The following is a 13,902-nucleotide window of genomic DNA, read 5'->3' on the forward strand; positions in this document are numbered from 1 at the left end:
TGCTTGCTTGCTTGCTTGCTTGCTTGCTTGCTTGCTTGCTTGCTTGCTTGCTTGCTTGCTTGCTTGCTTGCTTGCTTGCTTGCAGCAATACGTGTGCGTTGGCGCCGCCAAAACCAAAAGAATTGACGCCAGCCACCAGTGGTCGGCCCGTTGCAGGAAGCGCCGTGTACTCGGTAGGCAAGGCCAGATTCAGGGCTTGAAAATCAATGCGCGGGTTGGGGTTTTCCAGGTGAACCAAGCCTGGCAAGGCTTGATGCTGCAAGGCCAGCACTGTTTTCACCAGGCCCGCCATGCCGGCGGCGGCTTCCATGTGACCCAGGTTCGCTTTGATCGACCCAATGGGCAAGGCCTGCTGGCGTTCGTGCCCATACACTTGACCGATGGCGTGGGCTTCAATCGGATCGCCCACTGCCGTGCCGGTGCCGTGCGCCTCGACGAAATCGACCTCGCTTGCGCTCAGGCCGCTGCGAGCCAGCACCGTCCGCATCAAATCGGCCTGCCCTTCGCTGCTGGGGATGGTGATCCCGGTCTTGCGGGCTCCATCGGCATTGACTCCCGTTGCCAGAATGACAGCCTCGATGGTGTCACCAGCGGCCACGGCCTGGGCGTAGGGTTTGATGAGCAAGACTGCGCCGCCCTCGGCACGCACGTAGCCATCGCCCGCCCCATCAAACGGACGGCAACGCCCGCTGGCCGAAAGCATCGAGGCTTTCGTGAAGCCGACAAAGGGGTACGGGTGCAGCAGCAGATTGACGCCGCCGACCAGGGCGCACGAGGCCTCGCCGACGCGCACCGCCTGACAGGCGTGGTGCAATGCCACCAGAGAAGACGAGCAGGCGGTATCCAATGCCATCGACGGCCCGCGCAAGTCGTAGACGTAGGACAGGCGGTTGGCCGCCACGCTGAGCGTGTTGCCCGTCATGACGTTGGCCGACAGGCTGGACAGGTCGTCCAGGCCGCGGGTGCCGTAGTCCAGGCCGGCAATGCCCAGATAAACGCCGCAATCCGACCCCGCCAGGCTGGAAGGCACCACGCCCGCGTTTTCCATAGCCTCCCAGGACAGCTCCAGCAACAGGCGTTGCTGTGGATCCAGCCAGGCGGCCTCGCGGGGGGAGATGCCGAAAAACTCGGCGTCGAACTCATCGATGCGAGACAGCACGCCTGCGGCAAACGTAATGCTGCGCCCAGGCTCTGCGCGTTTGGGATGCTGCAGCTCGTCTACCGCCCAGCGATCTTCGGGGATTTGTGTAACGAGGTCTTGTTTGTCTTTGAGTGCCTGCCAGAAGGTTTCCTTGTCTGCACAATCGCCCGGAAACCGGAAGGCCATGCCGACGATGGCGATGGCATCGTCTGGTACGGTACGGCTGAAACTGCTTTTGAAGGTGCTGTCTGACGCTGAACCGCCCGGCTGGGGGTCTTCATTCCGTTTTTTTGTATGAGGCATAAGAGACGTTTGGGCACGCTACCGCCGTGCTGTGACACGATCAGCAAGCGCGCAGAAAGGCTTGAGTGAGGCGACAAACACCCGCACTGTCTAGGCTCAAAACCTGGAAAGGTTGGCAGTATACAGTATTAACCCTAGATTACGCCAAAATGTAATTAATAATTACCATTGTCACTGACTTATCAACGCTCCCGCATCGGTCTGCGTATCTTTCTAGCCTCTTTCAAAAATGCTTCCTCCCGCTCCCGGTCTTCCTGTTCGTTCAGGTCGTACATGTCGTCCAGGGTCGGGAGCCCGCCTTCTTGCCGCTTGACGTCAATCGTCAAACCCAAGGCATTGACAATACGCACGACCTTCCGAAAGCCGATATCAGCGGCCGACCCACGCTCAAACGCAGCCAGTGTCTGCCGGGTGATCGAACATCGCGACGCCAGCTGTTCAAGCGTCAGTCCTCGCTCGATGCGCAGTTTACGCACCAGCGCTCCGATTTGTAAAAGATCCATGACCGCCTATCCCTTGTCCGCCTATCCCCGCGAAGGGAGGCTGCCAGACCGCCCGGTATCGATAGACGCGAGACCGGCCTGCCAACATTTGATCATCGGCTGGCCGACCGTACCCATGAAGCGCGGGTTGTTTTCAGCGTAGAGGCGCAGCTCGTCAAGCGCGCGCCTGACGCCGCAGCTGACCTCGGCCAGCGCCACCTCGATAGTTTTAAGCGGCAAATTGCAAATTCTTACCCCAAAGTCTGTCAGTTTTTGCCTGGCAGGATACTTCTTTGAACCCAAGAGATCGAGCGCCAACATGTCTTCTGAAAGATAGGCGTTGGTCGTGCAAACGTCGTACGTCGGCGATAGCGTCGCTCTGATCACCCGCGGTTCCAAGGCAGCCCCCTCTTGCGGGCAGTACAGCAGAGTGAAGTTTTTCAGATGGGCATCGCCATTCCGGACAGCACAAGACAAGGCAATCGACTTAAAAAGCCTCCGCATTTGCTCATCCGACGCCTCGGGCACTATCCACCGTTTTAGCGTCGAGACGACGCGCTCATAAGATGAAGTGTATTTGTAACTTGATGTGAAGGCATTGAGCGAACAAAAGTCCTCTGAAGCAAGCCCTGATAGCCCGTTTGTGCTAGTTTCAGCCCTGTCGAACCGTTCGACAAGCAGCACCTGCCCGTCTCTGAACAAACGGGTCTCTGGCACGACAAGCCCTGCCAACTTGGCGGCCCTCAGGCAATAAAACTCGTTGGCAGCGAGCCAAGGCTTGTCGCTTGGACTCGCCTTGACGACGATGTCATCCGTTCTCAGCGTCAAACGAAGGTTCTGCCCGGGCGCCCTGTCGTCGCTGAACTTCTGCACATCAGCTTCGTTGAGGCGAGCAAGCACTTTGGGCTGCATGCCGGAAATGGCAGAAAATGCCGCATCACTTCGGTACAGCGCGTTCAGAAGCTCCTCGGCGGAGCGGCTGGACATCAAGGCATCAAGCTCAAGTGTTCCTGCCTTGTCAGTTTGAGGTGCGCCGAAGGTGACTCGACCAATGGTCGTTCTTCCTACCAAAAACAGAAGCGCCAAATCGTTGAAATCGACAACCAGCTTTGAATACCTTGCGGTCAGAACCCTGCGATGCTCCCCCTCAGGAAGGTTCATGTCGAACGCGGGCAACAAAACGCCTGGTCGCCGTGTGCGGTATGACTCGACCCTGACGGGCATCAACAGCGAAACGGCGAGCGACGGGTCGATCCCCTTTCGATAGGTGAAAGCAAAATGGTCGCCAGACTTCGTGAGAGTACCAACCGGAGTTTGCTCGACGAACACCTCGATCTCTCGGCAGGCATTTTTGAGCTGATGGATTGAGATCGCCATGTTGATCTCTGAATGTTAAATATAACTAACTATTTATCAAAAACTATAGCTAATGTCAATTTAATTTAACTTTATAAAGCGGATAGGGTATTTGGACGGGACTGGAGCGGCGGGGTTGTTCTTGGTTTGTCGCATCTCTCCACGTCGCGGCCTGCAGGCCGCTCCGATTCGATAGGCGTAGAAGGAGCCGCAGGGCTCCTTCTACGTCCGATCTCATCCACCTCGCGGCTTGCAGGCCGCTCCGATGAAACAGGCGGAAAAGGGGCCGCAGGGCCCCTTTTCTGTCCTGTTTCATCCCCCCAGATACGCTTTGCGGACTTCGTCGTTGCTCAGCAGGTTGGCGCCGGTGTCGGCCAGCACCACCTTGCCGGTTTCCAGCACGTAGCCGCGGTCGGCGACTTGCAGCGCCTTGTTGGCGTTCTGTTCGACCAGGAATACCGTGATGCCTTCGTCGCGGATGGTGCGGATGATGTCGAAGATCTGCGCGATGATGAGCGGGGCCAGGCCCAGCGTGGGTTCGTCGAGCAGCAGCAGCTTGGGGCGCGTCATGAGCGCCCGCCCGATGGCCAGCATCTGCTGTTCGCCCCCCGACATCGTGCCCGCGCGCTGGTTGGCGCGCTCTTTCAGGCGGGGGAACAGGTCGAAGATGTGCTGCATGCTTTCTTCGGTTTGCACTTTGTTCAGGAAGAACGCGCCCATGTTGAGGTTTTCGGCCACGGTCAGGTCAGGGAACACGCGCCGTCCCTCGGGCGAGATGGCGATGCCGCGCTGCATGACGTTGTGCGTGGGAGCTTCGGTGATGTCTTCGCCCAGAAAGCTGATCTTGCCCGAACGCGCGCGTGGGTTGCCGCAGACCGTCATGAGCAAGGTGGTCTTTCCCGCCCCGTTGGCGCCGATCAGGGTGACGATCTCGCCCTGATTGACCTCGACCGAGACCTCGTTGAGCGCCTGGATGGCGCCATAAAACGTACTGACGTTCTCGAGCTTGAGCACGGTCATTCCCCCAGATAAGCTTTGATGACGCGGGGATCCGTGCGGACCTCCTGCGGCAGCCCCGTGATGATGGGCTTGCCGTGTTCCATGACCAGGATGCGATCGGACACCCCCATGACCAGGCTCATGTCGTGCTCGATGAGCAGCACCGCCACGCCGTATTCGCGGCGCAGCTGGTCGATGAGCGCCTGCAGTTCGCGCTTTTCCTGGGGGTTGAGGCCGGCGGCGGGCTCGTCGAGCATCAGCAGGCGCGGCTGCGTGATCATGCAGCGGGCGATCTCCAGGCGCCGCTGGTGCCCGTAGGCCAGGTTACCGGCTTCGCGGTTGGCGTATTCGCGGATGCCCATGAAGTCGAGCCACTGCACGGCCTGCTTCTTGGCATTGGCCTCGGAATGGCGGAACGACGGCAGCTTCAGCAAGCCTTGCAGCAGCCCGGTTTCCATGTGCGTGTGCTGGGCAACCAGCAGGTTTTCAAGCACGGTGAGGTTCTTGAACAGGCGCACGTTTTGGAAGGTGCGCACCAGACCGTGGCGCGCCACCTTGTGGCTGGGCAGGCCCGTGATGGGCTTGTTGCCCATCACGATGGCGCCCGTGGTGGGCTTGTAGAAGCCCCCCACGCAGTTGAACACCGTGGTCTTGCCCGCGCCGTTGGGCCCGATGATGGCGAACACTTCGTTTTTGCGTACTTCGAACTCGACCTGATCGACGGCCAGCAGGCCGCCAAAGCGCATGGTGAGCCCGCTGACGGTCAGTAATGCTTCACTCATGATTCCAATTCCACTTGCGGACGTTTCACCGGCAGCAATCCTTGCGGACGCCAGACCATCATTACCACCATCACCAGGCCGAAAATCAGCATGCGATACTGGGCGAATTCACGGGCGATCTCGGGCACCACCGTGAGCAGCACGGCGGCCAGAATCACCCCCAGCTGCGAGCCCATGCCGCCCAGCACCACGATGGCCAGGATCAGGGCCGATTCGATGAAGGTGAAGGATTCGGGGTTCACCAGCCCCTGGCGGGCGGCGAAGAACGCCCCGCCAAAGCCGGCGAACATGGCCCCCATGGTAAAGGCCGAGAGCTTGATGTTGCGCGGGTTCAGGCCCAGCGAACGGCAGGCGATCTCGTCTTCGCGCAAGGCCTCCCAGGCGCGACCGATGGGCATGCGGATGAGCCGGCTGGTGAAGTACAGGGTGAAGAGCACCAATACGAAGGCCATCAGGTACAGGTAGATGACCACGTCTTGGCTGTTGAACGACCAGCCCATCAGCTCGTGGAAGGTGGGCGAACCGTCCGTCGTGCGGCGCACCATCTGGTAGCCGAAGAACGACGGCTTGGGAATGCCGGAAATGCCGTCCGGGCCACCGGTGAAGCTGTACAGATTGATGAGCAGCAGGCGGATGATTTCACCAAAGCCCAGCGTGACGATGGCGAGGTAGTCGCCGCGCAGCCGCAGCACCGGAAAGCCCAGGATGAAGCCGAAGAAGGCCGACATCAGCCCGGCAAACGGCAGCGCCTGCCAGAAGCCCCAGCCCGCCCAGTGGTACAGCAGCGCGTAGGTATAGGCGCCCGTGGCGTAGAAACCCACGAAACCGAGGTCGAGCAGACCGGCAAAGCCCACGACGATGTTCAGGCCCAGGCCCAGCATCACGTAGATGAGCACCAGCGTGGCGATGTCCACCTGCGCCCGGCCCGTGAAAAACGGCCAGACCAGGGCGAACAGAATCAGCACGATGATGGCCTTGTGCCGGGTCTTGTCGGAAAACGCCGGCAGCTTCAGGCGCGTGGGCGCCCCCGATTTGCGCTTGAGCAACGGACGCAGCATCTGGATGAGGAAGACGGCCAGCATGCCGCCGATGATCATCTTCCAGTCGGGTTGCAGGTAGGTTTCCTGACCCTTGCGCAGGATTTGCAGGCCATAGACCGGCGCGATGATGACCCCCGCCAGAACGGCGGCGATCAGTGAATTTTTGACATTCTGCATCATTAAACCTTTTCTACCTCAGGTTTACCCAGAAGCCCCGTGGGACGGAACATCAGAATGAAGACCAGCAGCAGGAACGCCACGATGTCCTTGTATTGCGATGAAATGAAGGCCGCCGCGAAGGTTTCGGCCAGCCCCAGCAGCACCCCGCCCAGCATGGCCCCCGGAATGCTGCCAATGCCCCCCAGCACCGCCGCCGTGAAGGCCTTGATGCCGGCGATGAAGCCGATGAAGGGGTTGAGCTTGCCGATGGCCAGGGCGATGAGCACCCCCCCTACGGCAGCCATCATGGCACCGATCATGAAGGTGAACGAAATGATGCGGCTGGTGTCGATGCCCAGCAGATTGGCCATGTGCAGGTCTTGCGAGCAGGCGCGCGAGGCCTGACCCGTGCGCGAATACTTGATGAACAGCGTAAGCCCCAGCATCATCAGCACGGTGACCACGATGATGAGGATGCGCGAATACGGTGCGGTCACCGTGAAATCGCTGCTGCCGATGGTGAAATCGACCGCGCCGCTGATCATGGCGGGCACGGCCATGTCGCGCGCGCCCTGCCCGGTGGCCACCCAGTTTTGCAGGAAGATGGACATGCCGATGGCGGAAATCAGCGGCACCAGCCGCGGACTGTTGCGCAGCGGCGCGTAGGCCACTTTTTCAACGGCGTAGCCGTAAACGGCCGTGACCAGGATGGCCATGATCAGCATGATCAGGATCATGACCGGCAGCGGCAGACCACTGTTGAGCCCGATGGCCGACAGGGTGACGAGGCCGACATAGGCACCGATCATGTAGATTTCGCCATGGGCGAAGTTGATCATGCCGATGATGCCGTAAACCATGGTGTAGCCAATGGCGATGAGCGCATAAATGGCACCGAGCGACAGACCGTTAAACAGCTGTTGCGTCAATAGAGGAAGCAAGTCGGACATAATGGCGGCACTGACAAAGTAAAGACAGGGCGGGAACCCTGGTAACAGGGTTTGGCAATTTACCAGACTTCCCGCTGGAAGAGACGGCCCCGGCGTGTGCCGGGGCCTGCCAAGCCTCGTTAGGGCTGGATTTGAGTCATGTTGCCGTTGGCATCCCAGCGATAGACGGCGAACTCGAAATGCTTGAGGTCACCCTTGGCATCGTAGTCCACCTGGCCGATGCCTGTCTTGAAGCTGTGCGAGTGCATGTAGTCGGCCACCTTGGCCGGGTCGGTGCCCACGGCGTTGATGCTGTCGGCCAGCACCTGCATGGCGGCATAGGCCGGCATGGTGAAGGCGCCATCGGGGCTGCGATTGTATTTCTTGAAGTTTTCAAGAATCTGCTCGTTGCCCTTCATCTTGGTGAAGTCGGCGGGCAGCGTGACCAGCAGCTTGTCGACGGCGGGGCCGGCGATGGCCACGAGGTCTTTGTTGGCGACGCCTTCAGGCCCCATGAACTGGGTGTCGAGGCCTTGTTCGCGCGCCTGGCGCAGCAGCAGGCCCAGTTCGGGGTGGTAGCCGCCAAAATAGATGAGGTCGGGGCCCAGGGCCTTGAGCTTGGAGATGACGGCGGAATAATCGCTGTCGCCCACGTTGATGCCCTCGAAGAGCGCGACGTTGGCGCCGTCTTTTTCAAGCGTTTTCTGCACCTGGGTGGCCACGCCCGAGCCGTAGGTCTGCTTGTCGTGCAGGATGGCGATTTTCTTGGGCTTGAGCTGCTTGACGATGTAGTCGGCGGCAAACGGGCCTTGCTGGTCGTCGCGCCCGATGGTGCGGAAGAAGAAGTGCGGCTTGATGGTATCGGTGACCAGTGGCGAAGTGGCGCCCGGGGTAATGGCGACGATGCCTTCCTGTTCGTAGACGTTGACGGCGGGCACCGTGGTGCCCGAGCAGGCGTGGGCCACGGCGAACTTGGCGCCCGAGTTGACCACGCGGTTGGCCGCCGGCACGGCCTGCTTGGGCTCGCAGCCGTCGTCGATGAGCAGGGGTTCGAGCTTCATGCCCTTGATGCCGCCCGCGGCATTGAGCGCATCGATGGCGGTGAGCGCGCCGGCCTGGATTTGGTCACCGTACTGGGTATTGGGACCGGTCATGGGCTGCGGAATGCCAATCTTCAGAGTATCGGCCTGGGCGCCGGTTGCAAGCGCCAGAGCGCCAAACGCCAGCACGACGGGGGTGATGCGCAAGTTGAACTTCATTCGAGATGTCTCCGGTAGAGGCGCCACTGGCTGGAGAAGCCACCCGGTTGGGTGCTTCAAGCCAGGACGCCAAGCCTTGGTTTATTGCTCTCCGCCCTGAGCGGCAGGCGTATTCTGACGGCTTGATCCCGGAGTGTCACTACGGTTAATCCCTGATGACCACCTGTTACCCGGCGCGAACCGGGCAACCGACGTTGTGGGCGCCGCCCCGGGTTCAGCGGGAGAATTCCTGCGCCAGCTCGTGTGCGCGGCGCGCGGCGGCGGCCACCGCTTCGTCCATGATCGCGGCCAGGCCGCGCTGTTCGAACACGGCCAGGGCGGCGGCGGTGGTGCCGCCTTTCGAGGTGACCCGTTCGCGCAGCACGGCAGGCGTATCGGGCGACAAGGTGGCCAGTTGCGTGGCGCCATGAAACGTGGCCAGCGCCAGCTGGCGCGCCTGCTCGGCGTCCAGCCCCTGGCGGACGCCGGCCGCGATCAGCGCTTCGAGAAACAGGAAGACGTACGCCGGGCCGCTGCCCGAGAGGGCCGTGACGGCGTCGATCGCCGTGTCGTCAGGCACCCACAGCACCTCGCCCACCGCGCGCAGCAGGGTCTCGGCCAGCGCGTGGTCGTCCGCATCGACCCCCGGCATGGCCGTCATGCCCGTCATGCCGCAGGCGATGAGGGCCGGGGTATTGGGCATGCAGCGCACGATGCGGGTGTAAGGGCCTTGCGCGTCGCCCAGCCAGCGGGCGATGGCCGCGCTGGGGATGCCTGCGGCGATGCTGATGACCAGCGTGCCCGGCTTGAGCCAGGGCTGGCATTGCCGTACCACCTCGGCCATCACCTGGGGCTTGACGGCGAAGAACCAGACCCGGCACTCGGACAGGCGCGCGTCGGGGGCGGCCGCGGCGTGCGCCCCGAGGGCTTCCCAGCGCTCGCGCGCCGCGGCGTTGTGGTCGATGACGTGGATGTCCGCGGCGGCGCAGCGCCGCCCGATCAGGCCACTGGCCAGGGCGCTGGCCATGTTGCCGCCGCCGATCAAGGCCAGGGAGAGTTGAGTGTTCGTAGTCTTTGCCATGGAGAGCCCGGTGTGAGTGCGTTCTCGAAATTACGGATTGTCCGCCCTGACCCGAGTTTGCCACAATAAGTGCCTATAATCCTTCGCTTCGGCAGCCGGGCCCGGACAAGGGGTCAGGCTGCGCCTGGTTCTCTGGCACCCATACCCCACAGGAGACACGGATGGCATCCTCCCTTTCCCGCATGACCGTATTGGCCGCCTTGCTGGCCAGCGCCAGCGTCGCGCAGGCGGCAACCGACATCACGTTCTGGCACTCGATGGAAGGGCCGCTGGGCGAACGGGTCGATGCCATGGCCAAGGCCTTCAACGCCAGCCAGTCCGACTACGTCGTGCACCCGGTCTACAAGGGGGCCTACGGCGAATCCATGAACGCCGGCATCGCCGCTTTCCGGGCGGGCAACGCACCCGACATCCTGCAGGTGTTCGAGGTCGGCACGGCCACCATGATGTATGCCAAGGGGGCGGTGCAGCCGGTGCAGCTGCTCTCCGAAAAAGTGGGTGATCCCATCGACCCCACGGGCTTTCTCGGCGCGGTGGCGGGCTACTACGCCTCCACCGACGGCAAGCTGGTCTCGATGCCCTTCAACAGCTCCACGCCGGTGCTCTACTACAACAAAGACGCTTTCAAGAAGGCCGGGCTCGACCCCGAAACTCCGCCCAAAACCTGGCCCGAAGTCGCCGAGGCCGCCAAGAAGCTGCGGGCCTCCGGCATGGAATGCGGCTATTCCACCGCCTGGCCGTCCTGGGTGCTGCTGGAAAACTTCGCCGCCTGGCACAACATTCCCTATGCGTCACTGGATAACGGCTTCGGCGGCCTGGGCGCGCGCCTGCAGCTCGACAGCAACCCGCTGTTTCACAAGCACCTGAGCTTCCTCGCCGACATGGCCAAGGCGGGCGAATTCACCTACGGCGGACGCGGCGATGCCGGCAATGCGCTGTTCATCTCGGGCAAGTGCGGCATGTACACCGGATCGAGCGGCATGCGGGCCGCCATCATCAAAAACGGGCAGTTTGCCTTCGGCACCTCTACCCTTCCCTATTACCCGGACGTCAAGGGCGCACCGCAGAACTCCATCATCGGCGGCGCCTCGCTGTGGGTCTTCTCGCGCAAGAGCGACGATACCTACAAGGGGGTCATCCGCTTCTTCAAGTACCTTGCCAGCCCCGAGCAGGCCGCGGCCTGGCACCAGGGCACGGGCTACGTTCCCGTCACCAAGGCCGGCTACGAACTCACCAAGCAGTCCGGCTTCTATGAAAAGAACCCGGGCACCGAAGTCGCCGTGCAGCAGCTCAACGCCCAGACCACGGTCAATTCCCGTGGCGTGCGCCTGGGCTTCCTGCCGCAAATCCGCGACATCGAAGACAGTACGATGGAACAGGTCTTCGCCGGCAAGATGAGCCCCGACGTGGGCCTGAAGAAAATGACCGACGAAGGCAACGCCCTGCTCGCACGCTTCCAGAAGAGCGTCAAGTAGGCCATGGAGAAACGCGTCGTCTTCCGCCACCGCACCCTGCCCTGGCTGTTGCTGGCGCCGCAGCTGGCCATCACCCTGGTGTTCTTTTTCTGGCCGGCGGGGCAGGCAATGTGGCAGTCGTTTCGCATGGAAGACCCGTTTGGCCTGGCGTCACAGTTCGTCGGGCTGGACAACTTCATCGAGCTGTTCTCCAACGCCGAATACCTCGCCTCGTTTCGCACCACGGCCTGGTTCTCGGCCCTGGTCGCTGCGGGCGGGCTGGCTATTTCCCTGCTGCTGGCCGTCATGGCCGACCGCGTCGTGCGCGGCGCGGCCGTCTACAAGACCCTGCTCATCTGGCCATACGCGGTGGCCGCCGCCGTGGCCGGGGTCTTGTGGCTGTTCCTGTTCTCGCCCTCAGTGGGTATCCTCGCGGTGGGCATGATGCGCCTGGGCCTGGCCTGGAACCCGCGCCTGGATGGCGGCGACGCCATGGCGCTCATCGTCTTTGCCTCGATCTGGAAACAGGTGTCCTACAACTTCCTGTTCTTTTTGGCGGGCCTGCAGTCCATCCCAAAGTCCCTCATCGAGGCCGCCGCGATCGACGGCGCGGGTCCCGCGCGGCGCTTCTGGACGATCGTCTTCCCGCTGCTCTCGCCCACCACCTTCTTTCTGCTGGTCATCAACTTCATCTACGCTTTCTTCGACACCTTCGCGGTCATCGACGTGGTCACGCAAGGCGGCCCCGGGCATGCCACCGACATCCTCGTCTACAAGGTGTACAACGCGGGTTTCAAAGGTCTGGATCTGGGTTCTTCGGCGGCGCAATCCGTCATCCTGATGCTCATCGTCATCGCCCTGACGGCCATCCAGTTTCGCTACGTCGATCGCAAGGTAAATTACTGAGATGGTTGAACGCCGCCCCCTGCTCGATCTGTTCTCGCACGCCGTCCTGATCCTCGGCGTGGCGGTGATCGCATTTCCCCTCTACGTGGCCTTCGTCGCCTCGACCCAGACCGCCCAGGAAGTCGCCCAGGCGCCCATGTCGCTGCTGCCGGGCACGCATTTCTTCGGCAACTACTGGGCCGTGCTCACGGGCAATGCCATCAACACACCGCCCGTGGGCCGGATGCTCTGGATCAGCACCTTCATGGCGCTGGCCATCGCCATCGGCAAGATCGCCATTTCGATGCTCTCGGCCTTTGCCGTGGTGTATTTCCGCTTTCCCCTGCGCATGCTGTGCTTCTGGATGATTTTCGTCACCCTGATGCTGCCCGTCGAGGTGCGCATCGCACCCACGTACGCCGTGGTGGCGAACCTGGGCATGCTCAACAGCTACGCGGGCCTTACGCTGCCGCTCATCGCGTCGGCCACGGCCACCTTCCTGTTTCGCCAGTTCTTTCTTACCGTGCCCGACGAGCTCGTCGAGGCCGCGCGCATCGACGGCGCGGGGCCCATGCGCTTTTTCAAGGACATCCTGCTGCCACTGTCGCGCACCAGCATCGCCGCGCTGTTCGTCATCCAGTTCATCTACGGCTGGAACCAATATCTGTGGCCGCTCATCATCACCACACAAGAGAATATGTACCCCGTGGTCGTCGGCATCCGCCGCATGATCGCGGGCGGCGACAGCGTCACCGAATGGAACCTCGTCATGGCCACGGCCCTGCTGGCCATGGTGCCGCCCGCGGCCGTGGTCATCTTGATGCAGCGCTGGTTCGTCAAGGGCCTCGTAGACACCGAAAAATAGGATACCGATCACCTTATGGCAAGCTTGAGCTTTCGCAACGTGCGCAAGACCTATCCGGGCGGCGTCGCAGTCATCCACGGTATCGACATGGAGGTGCATGACGGCGAGTTCGTCGTCATCGTGGGGCCGTCAGGCTGTGGCAAATCCACCCTCATGCGCATGGTGGCCGGGCTCGAATCGGTCACTGAAGGCGACATCGCCATCGGCGAGCGCGTGGTCAATGCGCTCGAACCCGCCGAACGCGACATCGCCATGGTCTTCCAGAACTACGCGCTCTACCCGCACATGAGCGTCTTCGACAATATGGCCTACGGGCTGAAGATCCGCCGCCTCGACAAAGCCGAAATCCGCCGCCGAGTGGAAGACGCCGCGCGCATCCTCGAGCTGGATCACCTGCTCGACCGCCGCCCGCGCCAGCTGTCCGGGGGGCAACGCCAGCGCGTTGCCATGGGCCGCGCCATCGTGCGCGAACCGGCAGTCTTTCTGTTCGACGAGCCGCTGTCCAACCTGGACGCCAAGCTGCGCGTACAGATGCGGCTGGAAATCCAGAAGTTGCATCAGCGCCTGAAGACGACCAGCCTGTACGTGACGCACGACCAGGTCGAGGCCATGACGCTGGCGCATCGCATGATCGTCATGAACAAGGGGGTGCCCGAACAGATCGGCACACCCGCGCAGGTTTTTGAAAAGCCCGCCACCACTTTCGTGGCCAGCTTCATCGGTTCGCCGCCGATGAACCTGCTCACCGTGGGTCTGGACGCCGAGGGCCGCGCCGTGGCCCCGGACGGGGCCGTACTGCCAGTGCAGGCGCCGCCCCGCCCAGCGGATGCCGCGCCGCTGATCCTCGGCCTGCGGCCCGAGCACCTGAGCCTGGGCGGCCAGGGCCTGCAGGCCCGCATCGAGATGATCGAAGTGCTGGGTTCGGAACAGCTGATCCACGCCCGCTGGGGCGAACAGAACCTGATTGTGCGCTGCGCCGTGGCCGAAACGCGCGAGCAGCCGCTCAATATCGGCCAGCAGATCACGTTGGGCCCCGCAGCCGGGCACCCCATCCACTGGTTCGATTCGGCCTCCGGCCAGCGCATCGAAGCAGCGGCCCGCTGACGGACGCTGCCGACTACTTGCCGGGCAGGCCCTGGCTGAGCTGCCCTGGCTGGGCTCTTGACCGGCAGTGCCTGAGTCTACTCG

The 13,902-nt window shown here is 62.3% G+C and carries 13 protein-coding genes; 4 read left to right on the forward strand and 9 right to left on the reverse strand.

Translation table 11 applies throughout. The annotated features are described in order from the left end of the window. The 9 genes from CCA01S_RS11890 to proC all read right to left on the reverse strand — a co-directional run. On the reverse strand, nt 1-1,444 hold a 1,444-nt coding region (locus CCA01S_RS11890), incomplete at its 3' end, for a type I polyketide synthase (protein WP_198150005.1). 182 nt (nt 1,445-1,626) lie between these two features. Next, nucleotides 1,627-1,947 carry a helix-turn-helix domain-containing protein gene (locus CCA01S_RS11895; RefSeq protein WP_066458793.1) on the reverse strand — a complete coding sequence of 107 codons (321 nt, stop codon included), beginning with the start codon at nt 1,945-1,947 and terminating at the stop codon, nt 1,627-1,629. A gap of 21 nt (nt 1,948-1,968) precedes the next feature. Continuing rightward, a complete protein-coding gene (locus tag CCA01S_RS11900; RefSeq protein ID WP_066458795.1) occupies nt 1,969-3,303 on the reverse strand; it encodes a type II toxin-antitoxin system HipA family toxin in 1,335 nt (444 codons plus the stop codon). Nucleotides 3,304-3,594: 291 nt separating this feature from the next. Then, a complete protein-coding gene (locus CCA01S_RS11905; protein WP_066458905.1) occupies nt 3,595-4,296 on the reverse strand; it encodes an ABC transporter ATP-binding protein in 702 nt (233 codons plus the stop codon). Nucleotides 4,297-4,298: 2 nt separating this feature from the next. Beyond that, nucleotides 4,299-5,063 carry a high-affinity branched-chain amino acid ABC transporter ATP-binding protein LivG gene (livG, locus tag CCA01S_RS11910; protein WP_066458797.1) on the reverse strand — a complete coding sequence of 255 codons (765 nt, stop codon included), beginning with the start codon at nt 5,061-5,063 and terminating at the stop codon, nt 4,299-4,301. Then, nucleotides 5,060-6,283: a high-affinity branched-chain amino acid ABC transporter permease LivM gene (locus CCA01S_RS11915; RefSeq protein WP_066458802.1), complete on the reverse strand. Its 1,224-nt coding sequence runs from the start codon at nt 6,281-6,283 to the stop codon at nt 5,060-5,062. Before CCA01S_RS11915 ends, livG begins: the two co-directional genes overlap by 4 nt. Then, entirely contained in the window at nt 6,283-7,212 is a 930-nt protein-coding gene (gene livH / locus CCA01S_RS11920) for a high-affinity branched-chain amino acid ABC transporter permease LivH (RefSeq protein WP_066458804.1), read from the reverse strand. The genes CCA01S_RS11915 and livH overlap by 1 nt, the downstream gene beginning before the upstream one ends. Before the next feature lie 119 nt (nt 7,213-7,331). Beyond that, the gene (locus CCA01S_RS11925) at nt 7,332-8,450 is read right to left on the reverse strand and encodes a high-affinity branched-chain amino acid ABC transporter substrate-binding protein (protein WP_066458806.1); all 1,119 of its coding nucleotides are present in this window, start codon (nt 8,448-8,450) and stop codon (nt 7,332-7,334) included. 214 nt (nt 8,451-8,664) lie between these two features. Next, nucleotides 8,665-9,510: a pyrroline-5-carboxylate reductase gene (gene proC, locus CCA01S_RS11930; RefSeq protein WP_066458808.1), complete on the reverse strand. Its 846-nt coding sequence runs from the start codon at nt 9,508-9,510 to the stop codon at nt 8,665-8,667. A 161-nt stretch (nt 9,511-9,671) separates the two neighbouring features. On the opposite strand from proC, the gene ugpB reads away from it, so the two are divergent. The 4 genes from ugpB to CCA01S_RS11950 are packed head-to-tail and all read left to right on the forward strand — an operon-like array spanning nt 9,672 to nt 13,818. Continuing rightward, nucleotides 9,672-10,985, forward strand: coding sequence for a sn-glycerol-3-phosphate ABC transporter substrate-binding protein UgpB (ugpB, locus tag CCA01S_RS11935; protein ID WP_066458810.1), 1,314 nt, complete (start codon nt 9,672-9,674; stop codon nt 10,983-10,985). A 3-nt stretch (nt 10,986-10,988) separates the two neighbouring features. Next, nucleotides 10,989-11,870: a sn-glycerol-3-phosphate ABC transporter permease UgpA gene (gene ugpA, locus CCA01S_RS11940; protein WP_066458812.1), complete on the forward strand. Its 882-nt coding sequence runs from the start codon at nt 10,989-10,991 to the stop codon at nt 11,868-11,870. 1 nt (nt 11,871) lies between these two features. Continuing rightward, nucleotides 11,872-12,714, forward strand: a complete 843-nt coding sequence (gene ugpE / locus CCA01S_RS11945) for a sn-glycerol-3-phosphate ABC transporter permease UgpE (RefSeq protein WP_066458814.1) — start codon at nt 11,872-11,874, stop codon at nt 12,712-12,714. Between the two features lie 15 nt (nt 12,715-12,729). After that, nucleotides 12,730-13,818, forward strand: a complete 1,089-nt coding sequence (locus CCA01S_RS11950; RefSeq protein WP_066458816.1) for a sn-glycerol-3-phosphate import ATP-binding protein UgpC — start codon at nt 12,730-12,732, stop codon at nt 13,816-13,818. Nucleotides 13,819-13,902 lie beyond the last annotated feature (84 nt).

It is taken from the genome of Castellaniella caeni NBRC 101664 (assembly GCF_001592225.1).
Taxonomy (GTDB): domain Bacteria; phylum Pseudomonadota; class Gammaproteobacteria; order Burkholderiales; family Burkholderiaceae_B; genus Castellaniella; species Castellaniella caeni.

What these genes read in the sequence shown, in the direction of transcription:
- CCA01S_RS11895 (WP_066458793.1), bottom strand. Translation starts at nt 1,947, where the DNA reads ATGGATCTTTTACAAATCGGAGCGCTGGTGCGTAAACTGCGCATCGAG.
- CCA01S_RS11900 (WP_066458795.1), bottom strand. Translation starts at nt 3,303, where the DNA reads ATGGCGATCTCAATCCATCAGCTCAAAAATGCCTGCCGAGAGATCGAG.
- livG (WP_066458797.1), bottom strand. Translation starts at nt 5,063, where the DNA reads ATGAGTGAAGCATTACTGACCGTCAGCGGGCTCACCATGCGCTTTGGC.
- CCA01S_RS11915 (WP_066458802.1), bottom strand. Translation starts at nt 6,283, where the DNA reads ATGATGCAGAATGTCAAAAATTCACTGATCGCCGCCGTTCTGGCGGGG.
- livH (WP_066458804.1), bottom strand. Translation starts at nt 7,212, where the DNA reads ATGTCCGACTTGCTTCCTCTATTGACGCAACAGCTGTTTAACGGTCTG.
- CCA01S_RS11925 (WP_066458806.1), bottom strand. Translation starts at nt 8,450, where the DNA reads ATGAAGTTCAACTTGCGCATCACCCCCGTCGTGCTGGCGTTTGGCGCT.
- proC (WP_066458808.1), bottom strand. Translation starts at nt 9,510, where the DNA reads ATGGCAAAGACTACGAACACTCAACTCTCCCTGGCCTTGATCGGCGGC.
- ugpB (WP_066458810.1), top strand. Translation starts at nt 9,672, where the DNA reads ATGGCATCCTCCCTTTCCCGCATGACCGTATTGGCCGCCTTGCTGGCC.
- ugpA (WP_066458812.1), top strand. Translation starts at nt 10,989, where the DNA reads ATGGAGAAACGCGTCGTCTTCCGCCACCGCACCCTGCCCTGGCTGTTG.
- ugpE (WP_066458814.1), top strand. Translation starts at nt 11,872, where the DNA reads ATGGTTGAACGCCGCCCCCTGCTCGATCTGTTCTCGCACGCCGTCCTG.
- CCA01S_RS11950 (WP_066458816.1), top strand. Translation starts at nt 12,730, where the DNA reads ATGGCAAGCTTGAGCTTTCGCAACGTGCGCAAGACCTATCCGGGCGGC.